Origin of the sequence: Pseudomonas fragi (genome assembly GCF_025426255.1) — a bacterium.
Lineage (GTDB): Bacteria > Pseudomonadota > Gammaproteobacteria > Pseudomonadales > Pseudomonadaceae > Aquipseudomonas > Aquipseudomonas kulmbachensis.
In genome coordinates this window covers 5235827-5254674 of the sequence record NZ_CP104861.1, presented here as the reverse complement: position 1 = coordinate 5254674, position 18848 = coordinate 5235827, and the positions used below count along the sequence as shown (strand labels likewise).

General features: G+C 55.1%; 18 protein-coding genes. 9 read left to right on the top strand and 9 right to left on the bottom strand.

From position 1 onward, the window contains the following. Positions 1 to 36: 36 nt before the first annotated feature. The gene (gene cls / locus N7D90_RS24105; RefSeq protein WP_261740309.1) at positions 37 to 1476 is read right to left on the bottom strand and encodes a cardiolipin synthase; all 1440 of its coding nucleotides are present in this window, start codon (positions 1474 to 1476) and stop codon (positions 37 to 39) included. Positions 1477 to 1612: 136 nt separating this feature from the next. Between cls and N7D90_RS24100 the strand changes: the two genes are divergently transcribed. Continuing rightward, positions 1613 to 2131, top strand: a complete 519-nt coding sequence (locus N7D90_RS24100) for a DUF3617 domain-containing protein (RefSeq protein ID WP_261740308.1) — start codon at positions 1613 to 1615, stop codon at positions 2129 to 2131. Here N7D90_RS24100 and N7D90_RS24095 read toward each other — a convergent pair whose 3' ends face one another. Both N7D90_RS24095 and folE2 read right to left on the bottom strand, forming a co-directional pair. Next, complete coding sequence (locus N7D90_RS24095; protein WP_261740307.1) at positions 2132 to 2692, bottom strand: DapH/DapD/GlmU-related protein; 561 nt, start codon at positions 2690 to 2692, stop codon at positions 2132 to 2134. After that, the gene (folE2, locus tag N7D90_RS24090) at positions 2689 to 3585 is read right to left on the bottom strand and encodes a GTP cyclohydrolase FolE2 (protein WP_261740306.1); all 897 of its coding nucleotides are present in this window, start codon (positions 3583 to 3585) and stop codon (positions 2689 to 2691) included. Before folE2 ends, N7D90_RS24095 begins: the two co-directional genes overlap by 4 nt. Before the next feature lie 149 nt (positions 3586 to 3734). Here folE2 and zigA point away from each other — a divergent pair, with 149 nt between their 5' ends. Genes zigA through N7D90_RS24075 form a run of 3 tightly spaced genes read left to right on the top strand, consistent with a single transcriptional unit; the run spans position 3735 to position 6608 of the window. Beyond that, the gene (gene zigA / locus N7D90_RS24085) at positions 3735 to 4943 is read left to right on the top strand and encodes a zinc metallochaperone GTPase ZigA (RefSeq protein ID WP_261740305.1); all 1209 of its coding nucleotides are present in this window, start codon (positions 3735 to 3737) and stop codon (positions 4941 to 4943) included. Next, positions 4943 to 5593: a DUF1826 domain-containing protein gene (locus N7D90_RS24080; protein ID WP_395247068.1), complete on the top strand. Its 651-nt coding sequence runs from the start codon at positions 4943 to 4945 to the stop codon at positions 5591 to 5593. Before zigA ends, N7D90_RS24080 begins: the two co-directional genes overlap by 1 nt. A gap of 40 nt (positions 5594 to 5633) precedes the next feature. Continuing rightward, a complete protein-coding gene (locus N7D90_RS24075; RefSeq protein ID WP_261740303.1) occupies positions 5634 to 6608 on the top strand; it encodes a CobW family GTP-binding protein in 975 nt (324 codons plus the stop codon). A 194-nt stretch (positions 6609 to 6802) separates the two neighbouring features. Here the strand turns inward: N7D90_RS24075 and N7D90_RS24070 are convergent, their stop codons facing one another. Further along, the gene (locus tag N7D90_RS24070) at positions 6803 to 7204 is read right to left on the bottom strand and encodes a DUF3301 domain-containing protein (RefSeq protein WP_261740302.1); all 402 of its coding nucleotides are present in this window, start codon (positions 7202 to 7204) and stop codon (positions 6803 to 6805) included. Between the two features lie 113 nt (positions 7205 to 7317). Here N7D90_RS24070 and pdxY point away from each other — a divergent pair, with 113 nt between their 5' ends. Continuing rightward, positions 7318 to 8190: a pyridoxal kinase PdxY gene (gene pdxY, locus N7D90_RS24065; RefSeq protein ID WP_261740301.1), complete on the top strand. Its 873-nt coding sequence runs from the start codon at positions 7318 to 7320 to the stop codon at positions 8188 to 8190. Between the two features lie 88 nt (positions 8191 to 8278). On the opposite strand, the gene N7D90_RS24060 is transcribed toward pdxY, so the two are convergent. Then, positions 8279 to 8764 carry an acyl-CoA thioesterase gene (locus N7D90_RS24060; protein WP_261740300.1) on the bottom strand — a complete coding sequence of 162 codons (486 nt, stop codon included), beginning with the start codon at positions 8762 to 8764 and terminating at the stop codon, positions 8279 to 8281. 287 nt (positions 8765 to 9051) lie between these two features. Between N7D90_RS24060 and N7D90_RS24055 the strand changes: the two genes are divergently transcribed. Next, entirely contained in the window at positions 9052 to 10812 is a 1761-nt protein-coding gene (locus N7D90_RS24055) for a cation:proton antiporter (protein ID WP_261740299.1), read from the top strand. Positions 10813 to 10851: 39 nt separating this feature from the next. Here N7D90_RS24055 and N7D90_RS24050 read toward each other — a convergent pair whose 3' ends face one another. The 3 genes from N7D90_RS24050 to uvrD form a co-directional block, all read right to left on the bottom strand. Next, positions 10852 to 11259: an SMI1/KNR4 family protein gene (locus N7D90_RS24050; protein ID WP_016782918.1), complete on the bottom strand. Its 408-nt coding sequence runs from the start codon at positions 11257 to 11259 to the stop codon at positions 10852 to 10854. A 134-nt stretch (positions 11260 to 11393) separates the two neighbouring features. Next, positions 11394 to 12248 (bottom strand): Tim44 domain-containing protein, encoded by an 855-nt coding sequence (locus N7D90_RS24045; protein WP_261740298.1) that lies wholly within the window; start codon positions 12246 to 12248, stop codon positions 11394 to 11396. A gap of 182 nt (positions 12249 to 12430) precedes the next feature. Further along, a complete protein-coding gene (gene uvrD, locus N7D90_RS24040) occupies positions 12431 to 14614 on the bottom strand; it encodes a DNA helicase II (protein WP_261740297.1) in 2184 nt (727 codons plus the stop codon). Positions 14615 to 14827: 213 nt separating this feature from the next. Between uvrD and N7D90_RS24035 the strand changes: the two genes are divergently transcribed. The 3 genes from N7D90_RS24035 to N7D90_RS24025 all read left to right on the top strand — a co-directional run bounded on the left by N7D90_RS24035 (position 14828) and on the right by N7D90_RS24025 (position 17830). After that, a complete protein-coding gene (locus tag N7D90_RS24035; protein WP_261740296.1) occupies positions 14828 to 16363 on the top strand; it encodes a putative bifunctional diguanylate cyclase/phosphodiesterase in 1536 nt (511 codons plus the stop codon). A gap of 157 nt (positions 16364 to 16520) precedes the next feature. Further along, positions 16521 to 17387: a transcriptional regulator HexR gene (gene hexR / locus N7D90_RS24030; protein ID WP_048362251.1), complete on the top strand. Its 867-nt coding sequence runs from the start codon at positions 16521 to 16523 to the stop codon at positions 17385 to 17387. 230 nt (positions 17388 to 17617) lie between these two features. Next, entirely contained in the window at positions 17618 to 17830 is a 213-nt protein-coding gene (locus tag N7D90_RS24025) for a PA3496 family putative envelope integrity protein (RefSeq protein WP_261740295.1), read from the top strand. Here N7D90_RS24025 and N7D90_RS24020 read toward each other — a convergent pair. After that, on the bottom strand, positions 17787 to 18734 hold the full coding sequence (locus tag N7D90_RS24020) for a LysR family transcriptional regulator (RefSeq protein ID WP_315968132.1): 948 nt from the start codon (positions 18732 to 18734) through the stop codon (positions 17787 to 17789). The two genes, N7D90_RS24025 and N7D90_RS24020, sit on opposite strands and share 44 nt — an antisense overlap. Between the last annotated feature and the right edge of the window lie 114 nt (positions 18735 to 18848).

The following is an 18848-nucleotide window of genomic DNA, read 5'->3' as shown; positions in this document are numbered from 1 at the left end:
GATTCAGACCCTTCCTACAACAAGTTTTGACCATACCTATAAAACCGGCGAAACCAGTCGCGCCACTCGCATGCCCAGTTGCTGCAAGCGGTGAGTGGCCTTGATATCGGCTTCAGTAATTTCACGGGCCAAGGCGAAATCATCGAGCAGCATATGCTCGACTTCTCTGGCGAACGTTTCGTCGACGGTGAGCAGCATCACTTCGAAGTTGAGACGGAACGAGCGGTTGTCCATATTGGCGCTGCCAATGGCACTGATCTCGTCGTCAACCAACACTACTTTCTGATGCACAAAACCGGGTTGATAACGGAAGATCCGTACGCCTGCGCGTACCGCTTCGAAGGCATACAGGCTGGATGCAGCGTAAACAATTTTGTGGTCAGGACGGGACGGTATCAGGATGCGCACATCCACCCCGCGCAAAACGGCGAGCCTCAGTGCCGAGAACACAGCTTCATCGGGCACAAAGTAAGGGGTCGTAATCCATACCCTGTGGTTGGCGGCATGGATGGCCTCAACGAAAAACAGCGAGCAGGTTTCGTAAGGGTCAGCCGGACCGCTGGCCAGGAACTGGCAAAGTACGCCACCGTCCGGATAACTCTGCGGCAGGATCAGGGGTGGCAGTTTGCGTGCCGCCCAGAACCAGTCCTCGGCAAATGACTCTTGCAGACAGGCAACCACTGGCCCGGTGACCTCGACATGGGTATCGCGCCACGGGGACAGCGGCGGTTTGGCACCCAGGTATTCATCGCCGACGTTGTGGCCGCCGACAAAACCTCTCACGCCATCGACCACCACCACTTTTCGATGGTTACGAAAGTTGACCTGGAAACGGCTGATCCAGCCGCCACGGGTGGCAAACGCATAGGTTTGCACACCACCTGCGCGCAGCGTTTCTGCATAACTGCCGGGCAGGGAGTGGCTGCCAATGCTGTCATACAACAGGTGAACCGCGACTCCTTGCGCAGCTTTCTCCAGGAGCAGTGCGTGCAGTTTCATGCCCAAGTCATCGTTGTGGACGATGAAAAACTGAACCAGTACCACCTCTTTCGCGGCGCGAATGGCGTCGAAGATCGCGTCGAACGTGGCTGTGCCATTGATCAGCAAACGCACCGAGTTGTTTGCCAGGCAAGGCATGCGTCCCAGTCTCGGCATCGCCCGCAACGAGGCATAGGCTTTTGAGTTGCGTGCAGCCAAGGCCTCCTCTACCCAGGGTCGCCAGCTCAGGTGGGTGATCGCCTCTCGCATCTCCTGATTGGCATCGCGTCGAGCGCGGATGTAATCGTCAAAAGTGCTACGGCCAAAGATCAGGTACGGGATCAATGTGAGGTAAGGAATGAAGAACAGCGACATGGCCCATGCAATCGAACCCTGCGCCGTCCTTACGGTTAGCACCGCATGTACGGCGGCAATCAAACCTAAGCTGTGGATCAATAAAATCAGATAACCAAATACGTGCGGGCCTAGATAATCCATGCGTATCCTTGCTCCTCAATGTCCAATGCCAAGTATTAACAGACCACGTTCTGTTATGAATGTCTCTATTTGGTTGCGGGTGCAACACTCGCTGACTTTCGACGTCTAACGCTGACAATTGCGTAGGAGTTACTTGATGAATCTTCGTCTGCTTGGGCTGTTCATGGCCTGTGGTTTGTCGATCCCGGTGGCCCAGGCCCAAATGTTGCAACCGGGGCTTTGGGAACTGAGCTCCAGCAATATGCAGGTAGATGGCCAACAGTTGCCTGAACTACAGGTAATGTTAGGTCAGCTACAGAACATGCTTACCCCGGAACAAAAAGCCCAACTGGAGAGCCAGGGGCTGACCATGGCGGGTAAAGGTGTGCGGGTGTGCCTGACACCCGAACAAGTAAAATCAGACAACATTCCGCTGACGGACCCCAAGTCCGGATGCAACCAGCAGATCACTGAGCGTAGTGGAAATCAGTGGAAGTTTCGCTTTAGTTGCCCAAAAGCCCAGGGCGCAGGTGTGGCTACATTTGCCAGTGATCGTGAGTTCACCACCCAAGTGAATGGCACCTTCAATGCGACCGGGATTCAGCAGAAGGGCAGCATGGATACCCGAGCTGTCTGGTTGGGACAAAACTGTGGAACAGTCAAACCGCGCACCTGATCAAAATTCGTTTTGCAGCGCTTTATAGCCGCGCACCAAATCGACATTGGTGCGCGCTACGTCCTCTGAAAATTCCGATGCACTGACACTGACTGGAGCGAACTGGCTGAGGTCGGTGTTTGGCCCGATGCGGGTTGTGGACGGGACATAGAAATTTGCTGGCAGGTCGCGGCCATCGACGACCGAGTTATGCCGCACCACGCAGCCGTCACCCAGCTCGCAATTGAACAGCACACTGTTGAAACCGATGAAGACACGATCGCCGACGAGGCATGGTCCGTGGACGATGGAGCGATGTGCTATCGAAGTGTTTTCACCGATAGTCACAGCCGCCCCTGACTTCGAGTGAATGACCACGCCGTCTTGAATGTTGGAATTGGCGCCAATAGTGATAGGGCGCATGCCGCCATCCTGGTCCACCTCATCAGCGCGGATAACGGCGTAAGGGCCGACGAAAACGTTCTCGCCAATGATCACCTTGCCGCAAATTATCGCGGTTCTATCGACGTAGGCCGACTCGGCTATGGTGGGTAAATCTCCGGAGGGATTCTTGCGGATCATTGCGCTCTCCAGTTCCAGCTGCTCTCGGCCACGGCGTCATGACTGTGCAAGCTTTCAGCATGAACCACTTTCAGGCTGAAGCCCTTCACCCCTTGAGCAACCTTCAACGCGACATTCAACCTCCGTGCAGCATCCTCACAGAACATCAAGTTCTGGCCATTGGCTAACGCGAAGGCTTGTTCGTCTGCGCGTTTTACAGCGGTTTGTACCGCGGTCGCCAAAGCACTTTCAGCCTCATCGATCAGGGAATTGATCGGGAGATACCCCAGTTCTGTGTCGAGGCGGATTTGTAACGTAGCGGTACTTCTTTGGCTGTGTGGTGTCGCGACGATGCCTTGTGAGCTGCCAAGCCAGGTTAAAACTTCGGCGTGCTGCAACGGCTTATTGGCAAAGTCATTGACGAATTGTTGCTGGATTAATTGGCGAGCCAAGGCTGCCGAGCACGGGCAAGTTGATGAGTACTCCACCTCAACTTTTAGTTCCACGTGGAACATTCCGTTTTTCAGAGATGCATCGATGGTCACCGGGTAGCTCTTCCAACCACTCAAAGGGCTGACCAATGCGGGGCGCTTTAGGAGCAGGTGGGTATGAATACTCAGGTAGGCACAGATCGATAAATCATCATGGCTGTCGAGAAATCGCTGTAAAACTTTTTTCAAAAGTAGAGGGTTCAGCCCCTGCGACTCGATTACTTCTAGCGCTAGAAAAAGTCGTGACATGTGAATTCCACGTGCCTGTGCGTCATCCAGACTGACCCCAGCATCAACCTTGGCGGTGAGCTGCTGGCCGTCAATCACAATGGGCAGTGCAATGCCGCACATTCCGACCCATTCCAGCGGGACAACCTGGCGGGTGTTTTGTGAAGCAATGTCGGGAAGGGTAAGTGCATTCATAAAGAGCTTCCATCGAGGGAGTTGGCATTTTGTTACTTAATAACAATTCTAATCCTTTGTATTGTTATAATGTATCATTATCGACGACCTGAATTGGTCGCGCCAACAAGCGGGCGCTTTGACCTGCCAACCCTGATGAGGAATCTCCCATGCCTAAACGTTTGCCGGTGACTGTGCTGTCCGGATTTCTCGGTGCAGGAAAAAGCACCCTGCTTAATTATATTTTGCGTAACCGTGACAACTTGCGCGTGGCGGTGATCGTCAACGACATGAGCGAAATAAATATTGATGGAGGTGAGGTTCAGCGTGATGTGACCTTGAATCGCGCTGAAGAAAAACTCGTCGAAATGAGCAATGGCTGTATCTGCTGCACGCTGCGTGAAGACTTGCTGGAGGAGGTCAGTGCACTGGCAAGGGACGGTCGATTTGATTATTTATTGATCGAATCAACCGGTATTTCAGAGCCTCTACCGGTGGCAGAAACTTTCACTTTTCGTGACGAAGCGGGCCAGAGCCTGGCCGATATTGCCCGTCTGGACACCATGGTCACGGTGGTGGATGGCCTCAATTTCTTGCAGGATTATCAAGCCGCAGAGAGCCTGGATTCACGGGGTGAAACCCTTGGAGAATCTGACGAACGGTCGATTACCGATCTATTGATTGAGCAAATCGAATTCGCTGACGTCATTTTGATCAGCAAAATTGACCTTATCAGCAGCGCTGACCGCCAGGAATTAATCGCCATTTTGCAGCGCTTGAATGCTCAGGCCGAAGTAATTCCGATGGTGATGGGCGAAGTACCGCTGCATAAAATTCTGGATACCGGACGTTTTGACTTTGAGCGTGCGGCGCAAGCACCTGGCTGGTTGCAAGAGATACGCGGCGAGCATGTGCCGGAGACCGAAGAATATGGCATCGCCTCGAGCGCCTACCGCGCGCGTCGTCCTTTTCATCCCGAACGTTTTTTTAATTTTATCGAGCGTCCATGGACCAACGGCAAGCTGCTGCGCTCCAAAGGTTTTTTCTGGCTGGCCAGTAAATATCAGGAGGCGGGTAGTTGGTCTCAGGCGGGCGGGTTGATGCGCTATGGATTTGCCGGGCGTTGGTGGCGTTTTGTGCCCCACGACCAGTGGCCACAAGACGCGCAAACCAAGGCAGAAATTCTTCAAAAATGGCTGCCGGACACCGCTGATTGCCGTCAGGAACTGGTGTTTATTGGTCAGCACATCAATTTCTCCTTGCTCACGGATGAACTCGACGCCTGTTTGCTTACCGATGCAGAAATGGCACTGGGCGAAGCGGGCTGGAAACTGCTGAATGACCCCTTTGGCGAATGGTACGAAGAGGTGGCTGCATGATGAATGCCTATGCCCATACGGCTCGGCCAGTGATTCAGCAGGTTTGCGGAGAAACTCCGCAAATCATGACGCGAATCCTGGATGAAGACGTCAATCTGGCGATCTGGCAGCGTCAGTTACCTGTGCATATCGTCGATTTTGGGGCTTTATTGCTCTCGCTTGACGAGCCATTGGCTGACGCCATTGTGCTGGAAATGGCCGATGAGAAGGCTCAGCCCAACCTTCGTGGTCTGGCAGCCCGATTTAATGATCTGGAAGGCTACGCAGGCTTTATTGCGGATGTTTCCTGGCTAGTGAGTGCCTATGCGTGTCTGTTGGGCGCAAAACGTATTGGGCTGCGTCTCAGGGCCTTGGATAAGGCAATGTGCCCTCGGTTTCATGTGGATCACGTACCTGTGCGACTAATTACCACTTATGCAGGGATTGGTAGTCAGTGGCTGGAAGAAGGTGTGATGGATCGCCGTCAGTTAGGTCAGCCACAGGCCGAGCCAACCCAATCCGCGCTGATTCAGCAAGTTAATGCCGGAGAAGTAGCCTTGCTCAAAGGCGAGAAGTGGCAGGGCAACGAAGGTGCGGGCTTGATCCACCGCTCGCCGGCACTGGCACCAGGCGAGCGACGGCTGATTTTGACCCTCGATTGGCTGGCCTGAGGCATATTGCTTGCTTTGATTCTTACAGAAGCTGGCGCTCATGTTGCAGAACATACCCACCCACGTGATTGCCGGGCCACTCGGCGCCGGCAAAACCAGCCTGATTCAGCACCTGATGGCGCACAAACCTGCGCACGAACGCTGGGCGGTACTGGTCAATGAGTTCGGTCAAATAGGTCTGGATGCGGCCCTGATGAGCCAGGGGGATGATGCTATTGCCATTGCCGAAGTGGCAGGCGGTTGCGTGTGTTGCGTCAATGGCGCGCCATTTAAAATTGGCTTGAGCCGTCTATTACGCAAGGCTCGGCCCGACCGATTGTTTATTGAACCTTCCGGTTTGGGCCATCCCGCACAGATTTTAAAGCAGCTCAGTGGGGCTCCTTGGCTTGGTGTTTTGGCACTGCAGCCATGCGTTATGGTGCTTGATGCGCAAGCGCTGGCCCAAGGCAAACCCCTGCCTGAAACCCAGCGAGAGGCCTTGAAAAGCGCAGGTTTGCTGGTCATGAATAAATCTAATAGTGTCTCAAATGAGCAACGTGAGCAGATTGCATGCAGCCTGCCAAAGTGCCCTGTTCTATGGGTCGAGCATGGCCGGATCCCTTTAAATACGCTGCCTGCAGCCTATATGAATGTTATTCATGCTGTGGATAACTCATTGATTTATAAGGATTTTAATCAGGTTGGTAGCGTATTTTCAGCCCCTCGAACGCCGATAGTCATGACTCAGCACCAGCCCGAAGGATGGAGTGTGGGATGGCGCTGGCATGCTTCCTGTCAATTTGACCTGAGCTTGTTGCAGCAGTGGCTTGAGAGCCTCAATTGGCGGCGTGCGAAGTTGGTTGTACAGGGTTCGGATGGCTGGTTTTCCAGTAATTCTGTGGATAACTCGCTCGCACAGTGGAAATCGAGCGAATGGCGCAAGGATTCACGCCTCGAATTAATTTTCGATCAGCCGCAAGACCTGGAGCTGCTCCGTTCGGGGCTGGATAACTGTCTTTGCAAGGAGGTTTTTTAAGAGGGGGATGCTGCGCAAGCAAGAAAACAGGGGGGTTTACCTGATTCTGTGCTGGTAAAATTGTCCTACAACATTAAGTGTGTGTATTAATTTTCCCGGCTAAAAACCTCAAGAAGTGTCTATCTCAAGGGTTTCAGCCTGTTTGCCAGAAAAGTTATCCACAGGTGTTTTTTAAGTCAGGTGTCACAGAAGGGTCAGTGGCGGGTCTTGCTGTGTTCCTGGCGCCATTGGCTGAGTTCAATCACCTGAGCGGTGGGAATTTCGCTCGGTGCGGGCTCGGTTTTGAAGGGGTAAGGCGGCAGTTCGATTTTTGCGCTATGTGCGCCGAACTGGGTGATGGTCCCGGTATGGCGCTGATCGCCCGTTACGGTGAATTCAAAGTTATACACACGGGCCAAGCGTTTATTGCCGTTGGCATCGGGGATCAGGCCGATTTTCTTGAGCGCAACGTTTTCATCCAACAGCTCGATATCGAGATTTTTGCAGTGCTGTTTGACTCGCTCCAGCGCCCGCTCGCGTAAACCGTGGTTATGCCATAGCCAGGCAGCGCCAGTGGCCAGCAGCATCAGCACAAACATATTTCCAAGGGTCAGCATTACATGTGCTCCAACAGATTGTGCTCAGCTTAACTGCGTGTTCAACCTGTCGTACAGGCCGCGTTTCGTCGCATACTGCGTGGCTTGAATCCACCCGTAGTCTGGAATCCGGCATGAAACGTACACCTCATTTACTCGCCATCCAATCCCACGTGGTTTTCGGCCATGCCGGCAACAGCGCAGCTGTTTTTCCCATGCAGCGCGTCGGGGTAAATGTCTGGCCTTTGAACACGGTGCAGTTCTCCAACCACACTCAGTATGGTCAGTGGGCAGGCGAAGTGTTGGCTCCTGCGCAAATTCCTTCACTGATCGATGCAATTGCCGCCATCGGCGAGTTGGGAAACTGTGATGCGGTCTTGTCCGGCTATTTGGGCAGTGCGGCTCAGGGCCGGGCTATTTTGAGCGGGGTGGCGCGCATTAAAGCGGTCAATCCCAATGCGCTGTACCTGTGTGACCCTGTAATGGGCCACCCGGAGAAAGGTTGTATCGTCCCTCAGGAGGTCAGTGATTTCCTGCTGGACGAAGCCGTCGCAATGGCGGACTTCCTGTGCCCCAATCAGCTGGAACTGGACAGCTTCTGCGGGCGCCATCCGCAATCGCTGTTCGACTGCCTGGCGATGGCCCGCAGCTTATTGGCCCGCGGCCCGAAAGCGGTGCTGGTGAAGCATTTGTCTTATCCCGGTAAACCGGCAGAAAGTTTCGAGATGCTGCTGGTCACGGCTGAGGGGAGCTGGCACTTGCGCCGCCCGCTGTTGGCCTTCCCGCGCCAGCCAGTGGGTGTAGGTGATCTGACATCAGGTTTGTTTTTAGCGCGAGTGTTGTTGGGTGACAGCCTGGTAGCTGCATTTGAATTCACCGCGGCGGCGGTACACGAGGTATTGCTGGAAACTCAGGCCTGTACCAGCTACGAATTGCAGCTGGTCCGGGCTCAGGACCGCATCGCTCATCCGCGTGTGCGGTTTGAGGCAGTGCCGATCAGTTTGTAAGCAAACCTGTATTTTTTGTGGGAGCGAGCCTGCTCGCGAACGACCTTCGCGAGCAGGCTCGCTCCCACGGGTTAATTATCCGTAGCGGTTACACCGTTTCGTCTTTCAGTTCGCGATAACGCAGCTCCAGTTCCTGACGGATCTGGCGACGTTGCTTGCCCTGAATAAAGCGGCGTCGGTCTTCGCTGTTCAACGGCTGCAACGGCGGAACGGCCGCCGGCTTACGGTTGTCGTCCACGGCTACCATCGTGAAGAAACAGCTGTTGGTATGGCGTACCGAGCGTTCACGAATATTTTCAGTGACGACTTTGATTCCAACTTCCATCGAGGTATTGCCGGTGTAGTTGACCGACGCCAGGAAGGTCACCAGCTCTCCGACATGAATCGGCTCGCGAAAAATCACCTGGTCTACCGACAAGGTGACCACATAGCGACCCGCATAGCGGCTGGCGCAGGCGTAGGCGACTTCATCGAGGTACTTGAGCAGGGTTCCGCCGTGAACATTGCCAGAAAAATTGGCCATGTCCGGGGTCATCAAGACCGTCATCGACAGTTGGGCGTTTCCGGGTTCCATAGCAGCAGGCTCGTGGTTGTGTTGCAGCAGTGAAATGGGTATCTCTGTGGATACTTGTCGATTTTTGAAACAGTTATTAACGGGACGCTGCCGTTTTGACTGCCGTCACGCTCATATCCATCTGTTTCCATATATTGCACCGCCTTTCTGCCGGAAGTCGCGGTGTTAACCTGCAAAAGCCCGTTAGTCGGGTAATTCCTACATTTAAAACAGTTGATACACACCGCCTAACAAGCGGCGTCTGTCGTCTTGTTGTCTGGTGAACATTAAACAAGGAGTACCACGCCATGCATGCCATCAGTTTTATTCAGGATCTGGCAGTCATCATGCTGGTCGCTGGTGTGGTGACGATACTTTTCCACAGGTTCAAGCAGCCGGTGGTGCTGGGTTATATCGTCGCGGGTTTTATTATTGGCCCGCACACCCCGCCATTTGGCCTGATCCACGATGAAGAAACGATTAAAACCCTGGCTGAGCTGGGGGTAATTTTTCTGATGTTTTGCCTGGGCCTGGAATTCAGCCTGCGCAAGCTGTTCAAGGTCGGGGCCACGGCTTTTATCGCAGCGTTTATGGAAATTACGCTGATGATCTGGATCGGCTACGAAATTGGCCGCTGGTTCGATTGGAACACCATGGATTCGCTGTTTTTGGGCGCAATTCTGGCCATTTCGTCGACCACGATCATCGTCAAGGCACTTAACGACCTGAAGATGAAGAACGAGCGCTTCGCACAGCTGATTTTTGGTGTGCTGATCGTTGAAGATATTTTGGGTATCGGCATTATTGCCCTGCTGTCGAGTATCGCTGTCAGCGGCAGTGTCAGCCCCGAAGAGGTTTTTTCGACGGTCGGTAAATTATCGTTGTTCATGATTGTGGCGCTGGTCATCGGTATTTTGCTGGTGCCGCGGGTGCTGGCGTACGTAGCCAAATTCGAAAGCAATGAAATGCTGCTGATCACTGTGCTTGGGCTGTGTTTTGGCTTCTGCCTGCTGGTGGTCAAACTTGAATACAGCATGGTTCTGGGTGCGTTTTTGATCGGTGCGATCATGGCCGAGTCGCGGCAGTTACTGAAAATTGAGCGCCTGATTGAGCCTGTACGTGATCTGTTCAGCGCGATTTTCTTTGTCGCTATCGGGCTGATGCTGGACCCGGCCATCCTGCTGGAATATGCGCTGCCAATTGTGGTGATTACCGTCGCGGTAGTGCTTGGCAAGATGCTTTCCTGCGGGCTGGGAGCGTTTATCGCAGGCAATGACGGGCGCACTTCGTTGCGGGTCGGGATGGGGCTGTCTCAGATCGGGGAGTTTTCTTTCATCATCGCGGCGCTGGGTATGACATTACAGGTCACCAGCAGCTTCCTGTACCCCGTAGCGGTGGCTGTATCCGTATTGACCACCCTGATGACGCCTTACCTGATTCGCGCCGCAGACCCGCTCTCGCTCAAGCTGGCACAGGTAGTCCCTGATCGCCTGTCACGGGTCTTCGGGTTATATGGCGAATGGTTGCGTAACATTCAGCCACAGGGCGAAGGGGCGTTATTGGCGGCCATCATCCGAAAAATCTTGATGCAGGTTGGCGTCAATCTGGCTTTGGTTATCGCTATTTTCTTTGCGGGTGGGTATTTCGCCCCTCGGATCAGTCGTTATCTACAGGGCTGGATTCTGGAGCCTAGCTGGCAAAAAGGGATGATTTGGGGGGCTGCCTTGCTGCTGTCGCTACCATTCCTGATCGCGGCCTATCGCAAGCTCAAGGCACTGTCGATGCTCCTGGCCGAGATGGGGGTCAAGCCGGAAATGGCTGGGCGCCACACGCAGCGCGTGCGCCGAGTGATCTCTGAAGTGATTCCGATTCTGTCGCTGCTGGTGATTTTTCTGCTGTTGTCGGCATTGTCGGCGAGCATCTTGCCCACCAATGAATTGCTGGTGGTAATCGCAGTAGTGGCGGCGGGGGTGGCGGCGGTGTTGTGGCGCTGGTTTATCCGGATTCATACGCGCATGCAAGTTGCACTGCTGGAGACGCTGGATAATCACAAGGAGGCGGGGCATTGATAGCCCGCTGACCAATGGCTGGAAAGCGGGCGAGAGGTATCAGCTTTCCAGCCAGACGTCGCGCGCCCAGTGCCAGACCGATTCCCACGTTTCTTCGGTGACGAGTTCTTCTTCGCCGGACCACAGCACCACGGTGCCGTCTTCTTCGACGCAGTAGTAGTCGTCGCCGTCCTGGCAAATAGGGATCAAGCTGCGATCAACGCCGGCATCCCAGGCGTTGGCCGCTACTTCCGGCAGGTAGGTGTGCGATTGCGGATCGGTTACGGTGACCGGCTCCAGGCTGCCATACACCACGTCACTGACGGTCAGCAGAAACTCTCTGAAGACAAACGGGATATCAATGAACAGCTGTTCTTCGATTTCCACCAACTGGTCTTCTTCAGGCAGCTCCAAAGGAACTGGTACAGGCTCGTTTTTTTCGCGTAGCTCTTCGATGATCTCTTCCACGACCTCAATCCTCATGCTCTATGGCGCGGTTTATATGACGCGCTTTATACAGTAGCTCGTTATAAGTGCAATCGTGAAATGCAAAGCCCCGGACAAGTCCGGGGCTTTGGTTAACGCATGTGTTGCTCTCGGGATCAGCCGTTCTGGCGGATACCTGCAACCAGCCAAGGCTGGTTGTCACCTTGCTGACGTTCCATGTTCCAGCTTTCGCTGAAGGCTTCGCCCTGGTCAAAGCGCGAGTTTTTCGACACGCCGCTGAAGGTCAGGGTTGCGATGGTTTTGTCTGCGCGATCATCCAGGCCGTCCAGTTGTACGGTCAGGTTGTCGATGTAGGTGGACTGGAAGCCATCACCCAGCTCAGCGCGTTCACGCTTGAGGAAGTCGAGCATCTGCGGTGTTACGAACTCGGCAATCTTGTCCATTTCGTTGGCATCCCAATGCTGTTGCAGGGATTGGAAATGGTTGCGCGCAGCTTCAAGGAAGTTTTGTTCGTTGAACCAGGCCGGAGCATTGATCACCGGACGGGCTGCAGGTGCCGCCGAGCCACCACCGAAAATCGATGCGGTCGCTGGCTTGGCGTCGAAGCTTTCACGCTGCATTGGCGCGTGACCAGCTGGGGCCATCATGTCAGCTTGTTGCTTGCGACGACGGGCAGCAATGAAGCGGAAGATCAGGAAGGCGATGACCGCCATGATCAGAATGTCGAAGAACTGCATGCCCTGGAAGCCACCGCCCATGAACATGGACGCCAGCAGGCCGCCGGCTGCGAGGCCAGCCAGAGGGCCGAGCCAGCGCGAAGCACCACCGGCTTTAGCGGCTGCGCCTGCAGCACCGGCAGCCGCAGGGGCTGCGGCTGGAGCCGCCTGACGCGTTTGGTGGGTCGGTGCCGCACCAGCGCTTTTGCCGCCGCCGAAGCGCTTGGCGTTCGCGTCGAGGCTCATCGTCAAGCCGATGCACAACGCCATGGCGATGCTAAGAAAACGTTTCATAAGGGGTTCCCATTTGTGGATATCACGCGCGCCATGTTGCACAGGTGAGTTGTGACTGGCTAGCGGTGAAGTGTTTCGGGCTTTTGCCTGTTTTGCTGTAGGACTTGGATTTGTTTGGGGTAGGAGGCTCGCTCCCACAGGGAGCTGCCCCACCTTATCCCCAAAAAGCTGTCGGGTTGCTGTCAGACCGCTTCAAGTTTGGCGTAGCCCATCATCAGCCACTTGCTGCCTTCCGAGAAGTTGACCTGGACTCGCGCCTGCGCGCCCGCACCCTCGAAATTGAGGATAACGCCTTCACCGAAGACAGCGTGCTTGACCATCTGGCCGAGTTTGAATTCGGTTTCCGGAATCTCCGACCCCCCAAACAGGCTGCTGGCGCTCTGCTTTTGACCGCCGCCGAAAGGACGACTGACACTATTGGACAGTCGAACTTCCTGGATCAGGCCTTTTGGTACTTCGCGAACGAAGCGCGAAACCTTGTTGTAGGTTTCGCTGCCGTAAAGGCGTCGGGTTTCGGCGTAAGTCATGACCAGATTTTGCATTGCACGGGTAATGCCCACGTAAGCCAGGCGCCGCTCCTCTTCAAGGCGGCCGGGTTCTTCCAGGCTCATCTTGTGCGGGAACAAACCTTCTTCCATGCCGACCAGGAACACATACGGGAACTCCAGGCCCTTGGCGCTGTGCAGCGTCATCAGCTGAATACCGTCTTCATGCTCTTCGGCCTGGGTATCGCCTGCTTCCAGTGAGGCGTGACCAAGGAAGGCGGCCAATGGCGACAGTTCTTCGTCTTCGTCATTGTTTTCGAAGTTGCGCGCCGCGCTGACCAGTTCCTCAAGGTTTTCTACCCGAGCCTGGCCTTTTTCACCTTTTTCCGCCTGATGGTAGGCAATCAGCCCACTTTGCTCGATCACGGTTTGGGTCATCAGATGCAGTGGCATATCCATGACTTTTGCCGCGAGGTTTTCGATCAGCTCAATAAAACCGGCAATGGCGCCTGAAGCACGACCCGGCAGGGCTTTATTGGCGATCAGCTGGCGCATCGCTTCCCACATCGACACATCGCTGTGACGTGCGTGATCGCGAATGGCTTCGACAGTTTTTTCGCCGATGCCACGGGCTGGTACGTTAATGACCCGCTCCAGTGCCGCATCGTTGCCACGACCTTCGAGCAGGCGCATGTAAGCCATGGCATTTTTGATTTCAGCGCGTTCGAAGAAGCGCTGGCCACCATAAATACGGTACGGGATGCGCTCGCGCAGCAGGGCTTCTTCAAGCACTCGCGACTGGGCGTTGGAACGGTACAAAATAGCGATGTCGCTGTGGGCCAGCCCGGTTTTTAGCGCGCTCTCGATGGTCTCGACCACGTAGCGTGCTTCGTCGTGTTCGTTGAATGCGGCGTACAGGTTAATGGCTTCGCCTTCACCGCCGTCGGTCCACAGCTCTTTGCCCATGCGCCCGGTGTTGTTGGCAATCAGGGCATTGGCTGCCTTGAGGATACCTGCCGTGGAGCGATAGTTTTGCTCCAGGCGAATGGTTTCGGCGTCCGGGAAGTCGGTCGAATACTGATAAATATTCTCGATTTTCGCGCCGCGCCAGCCGTAGATCGACTGGTCGTCATCGCCCACCACCATCAGGCTGTCGCCACCCTGGGCCAGCAGTCGCAGCCAGGCATATTGAACGGCGTTGGTGTCCTGGAATTCGTCCACCAGAATGTGCCGGAAGCGTTTCTGGTAATGCGCCAGCAAGCCGGGATTGTCGCGCCACAGATCAAGGGCGCGCAGCAGCAGCTCGGAAAAGTCGATGACACCTGCGCGTTGGCACGCGACCTCGTAGGCCTCGTAAATGTTGCGCATGGTGGCCAGGAACAAGTCACCGCTGGCCTGGATATGTTTGGGACGCAAGCCTTCGTCTTTTTGGCCGTTGATAAACCACTGCGCCTGACGCACTGGCCAGCGTTGTTCATCGAGCCCAAGTTCGCGGATCACGCGCTTGACCAAGCGTTGCTGGTCATCGCTGTCGAGAATCTGGAAGGTCTGGCTCAGCCCGGCTTCCTGCCAGTGAGCCCGCAACAGACGGTGCGCCAGGCCGTGGAAGGTGCCAACCCACATGCCGGCCGGGTTGATACCCATCAGCTGTTCGATGCGATGGCGCATCTCGGCGGCGGCCTTGTTGGTGAATGTCACCGACAGGACTGAATGTGGTGACGCGTTCTCGACCTGGATCAACCAGGCGATACGGTGCACCAGCACACGGGTTTTGCCGGAACCTGCGCCGGCCAGAACCAACTGACGCCCCACACTGGCCGTGACGGCCTGACGTTGGGCATCGTTGAGAGAATTTAACAAGAGAGAGAGATCATCGCGCATCGGGGCATTTTAGGGGCTGTTGGCGTTTCATTGCTAGCCGCGTAGCGGTCTTGGGCCGAGTGGTCAAAAAGGCTGCACGTACGGCACAAGGGGCGCGGGTAAATTTACCCTGCCGGTTTCAGCTATTTAATGGCACCTGTGCGTTTGGTCGCAGGCGCAGCTTGTGTATGCTCGGACGACTTTTTGGCTCATCTACTGATAAGAATTTTGCCGATGGTTCAGAGTTTAAATTCGCCGGGTAATTTTTACGGCATAGGGTTCGGGTTGCTTGTGCTAGTGGGTGTGCTGGGTTGGCAAGTCAAACGGATCAATCAGCGCCGTGAAGTGCGCCGTCTACGCCGTAAGGGTTTATTCGACGACTTGCAGCAAGCCAAAGTGCGCTCCGAGCAACTGAACACCGAGCTTGCGCAGGCAGTGGAACAACGTCGTCTGGTTGAGGCGCGGGTGCATCACCTTACCCACTTCGATGAGCTGACCGGTCTGGCCAATCGTCTCTTGTTCAAGGAACGTCTGGAGGAGGCCAATCAACGTGTGCGCCAAGGCTCGTGCAACCTGACGTTGCTGCACATCAACCTTGATCGCTTCAAACTGCTCAATGACAACCTTGGGCACGAGATGGCGGATCATGTGCTGCAAAAAATGGCTGAACGCATCACCAAGGCTCTGCCTGAGGCCGACACCATTGCGCGATTATCGGGCGATGAATTTGCTGTGCTGTTTGATGCATATAACAGCCTGACCAGTCTGGCGCGGGTAGCGACACGGCTATTGGGCAAACTCGGCCGGCCGTTGGTGGTGGACGGCCATGAGTTGATTATCAGTGTTTCCATCGGCATCAGCCTGTTGCCCGGCAGCGCACGTGACATTGCCACACTGGTTCATCAGGCCAACAAAGCCATGCAGTTGGCCAAGCACCTGGGGGGTGGCACTTTTCAGTTCTACAGTCACAGCCTGCAACACAGCACTCTTGAACGTTTGCAGTTGGAGAACCAACTGCGCAAAGCCATTGCCGAGCGTCAGCTCAACGTTTTTTATCAACCCAAGTTATGTCTGGCGACGGGGCGTCTGCACGCGGCTGAAGCCTTGGTGCGTTGGGACCATCCGCTATTGGGTAGCGTGCCGCCGAGCGAATTTATTACCTTGGCCGAAGAGACCGGCCTGATCAGCGCCATCGGTGAATTTGTGCTGCGCGAAGCCTGTCGGCAAGCCTGCGAATGGCAGAGCGCAGGGCTGGCGCCAATACGGGTATCAGTGAACCTTTCGGGGCATCAACTACGGCAGGGCAAGCTGGTCAGCTTGGTGCGCCAGGTACTCGAAGAAACCGGGCTGGCGCCGCAATATCTGGAGCTGGAACTGACGGAAAGCCAGTTGCTCGACAATGTTGAATACGTGATCACGACCTTCCAGCAGCTTCATGAGTTAGGGGTGAGGTTGGCGATAGATGATTTTGGCACCGGTTTTTCATCATTCAGTTACCTCAAGCGTTTTGCTGTGGACTACGTGAAAATCGACAAGACATTTATTCACGGCCTGGGGCGTAGCAGCGAAGACGAGGCTATCACCACCGCGATTATCTCCATGGCCCACAGCCTGGACCTGAAAGTGGTCGCCGAAGGTGTTGAAAACGAGGCGCAGCTGGCATTTCTCAAGGCTCGCCAGTGTGACGAAGTGCAGGGTTACTTGATCAGCCATCCGGTCAACGCTGTGGAGTTGGGTGACTTATTGCGGACCGGTGTAGTTATTTTGTAGTGTCAAAAAGGGCTACACAGCCCCGAAGCTGCTTGATTTAAGGGCGAGAGCGGGAGCCGAGATCGCGTATTGGGTGGGCAGAAAGCGAATTCTTGTAGTATAACTACAAGATTGCTACATCCCCGGCGCCCGCCGCTTACAGACCGAGTCTTGCCCTTTGAACCTGCTGCAACATATTGCCCAGTCACGCCACCTGTTACGTAAATCGGAACTCAAGGTCGCCGATCACGTGCTGCTTGATCCTGCGGCTGTAATGCACAGTTCAATGGCGGACCTTGCCCATAGCGTTGGTATCAGTGAACCGACCATCGTACGTTTTTGCCGGGCGATAGGCTGTTCCGGTTTCCAGGACTTGAAGCTCAAGCTGGCGCAAAGCCTGGCAGCAGGTGCCAGTTTTGGTCAGTTCGCGATCCATGAAGATGATTCGGTTGCGGACTACAGCCTGAAAATTTTCGACACCACGCTGCACACCCTGATGGACGTGCGCGAGAAGCTTGACCCGGTCGCGCTGCAGCGTGCGGTGACGGCCATGTCGCAAGCGCAACGGGTCGAATTTTATGGTTTTGGCGCCTCGGGTGCAGTGGCGGCGGATGCGCAGCACAAATTTTTCCGCCTGTTGCTGACAGCCGCCGCGTACTCGGATCCACATATGCAAGCGATGTCGGCTGTGACCTTGAAGCCTACCGACGTGGCGATCTGCATCTCCCAGTCGGGCCGTTCCAAAGACTTGCTGATCACTGCCAATCTGGTGCGTGAAAGCGGCGCGACCCTGATTACTCTGTGTCCGAGCCAAACGCCATTGGCGGAGCTGGCGACCGTCAATCTGGCGATCGATGTACACGAAGACACCGAAATCTACACCCCGCTGACCTCGCGTATCGCCCACCTGGTGGTGATTGACGTGTTGGCGATGGGCGTTGCCATGGCTCGTGGCCCGAGCCTGGTCAACCACCTCAAGAGCGTCAAGCGCAGCCTGCGCAGCTTGCGTCTGTCGCCTAAATCGCTGAAAAACCACGACGACTGAGCTCCCACAAGCGATTTCAGGTTAGAGGCAATGCCTGTGGGAGCCGGGCTTGCCCGCGATAGCATCACCGTGGTCATTCAGAGATACCGAGTTGCCGGCATCGCGAGCAAGCCCGCTCCCACAGGTATGTAGATACCTCCAGGGTTCATTCCCCTGTAATCCCTTCTTCACCAAGTCGTCATAAACAAAGGGCATCTTGAAACTCCCGTACACGCCTTGGGAGACTCGAAATGGCTCAGCCTTACGAAGAACGCAATAGCGCCGTCAAAACCCGCCGCCAGCAAGAAGACCAGCGCCGCATGGCCTTCCGTCGTGCGATTGAAGACCATACGAGCCAGCGCCAACTGCGCCTGGAAACCTCTGATTACCCGGATCTGGGTTCGATCAATTACTGGCAGGCTACGTCGGCAAGTGACCGTCGAAGCGTTCAACCAGCGCGCTGATTTGCAGGCGCTCAGTGCGTATAAACCCCAGAAATGCATGCGCCACCGGTGACAGGCGCTTGGCCTTGGCCTGTACCACGCACCAGCTGCGATACAGCGGCAACTCTTCGACCGGCAGCTCGCGCAACAGGCCGGTCGCCAGCTCCAGGCTGACGGCGTGACGTGTTAACAACGCCACGCCCAATCCGGCCACTGCACATTCGCGCTGCGACTCGTTAGACGACACTTCCAGGGTTTGGCTGAAGTGCACGCGCTTTTCTTTGAAATACTCCTCACATGCCATGCGCGTGCCCGAACCTTGCTCGCGCATCAGCAACGTATACGGTTCAAGATCCTGCAAGTGCAGCGGGCCACGGTTGCACAGCGGATGGTCTGTCGGTGCGACGGCAACGATCGGATTATTCAGAAACGGCAGAAATTCCAGGCCCATGTCCTGCGGCACCATCGACATGATCACCAGGTCGTCGCGGTTATCTGACAGTCGACGAACGGCTTGTGCTCGATTGACCACCGTAAGCTGCAAGTTGACTTCCGGGTGCTGGCGCTTGAAGGCCGCAAACAGATGCGGGACGAAATATTTCGCACTCGACTCAACTGCCAATTTCAACTGGCCTTGCAGCGACCCGAGCATGTCCGAGAGCTGCATATCGAGGTTTTCCAGGCGTCCGAAAATATCTCGACTGGCTAACTGAAGCGCTTCAGCGGCCTCGGTCATGTACAGCTTTTTGCCGACATAATCGAATAAAGGCTGCCCAATCAGCTCTTCTAGCTGTCGAATTTGTAGGCTAACGGCAGGCTGCGTGAGAGACATTTCCTCAGCAGCACGGCTGTAAGAGCGTAAATCGCACACTTCGTTGAACACTTGAAGTTGTCGAAAAGTTATACGCATCAATGACTTACGCATTTTTTATTAATTATCCAGGTCGGCAAGTGGATCAACTATAAGTCGTTGCTTATGCACAACCCAAGAATTATTGATTTTTGTTTATCGCTGCGTGGGTCTAGTGTGACGACACAA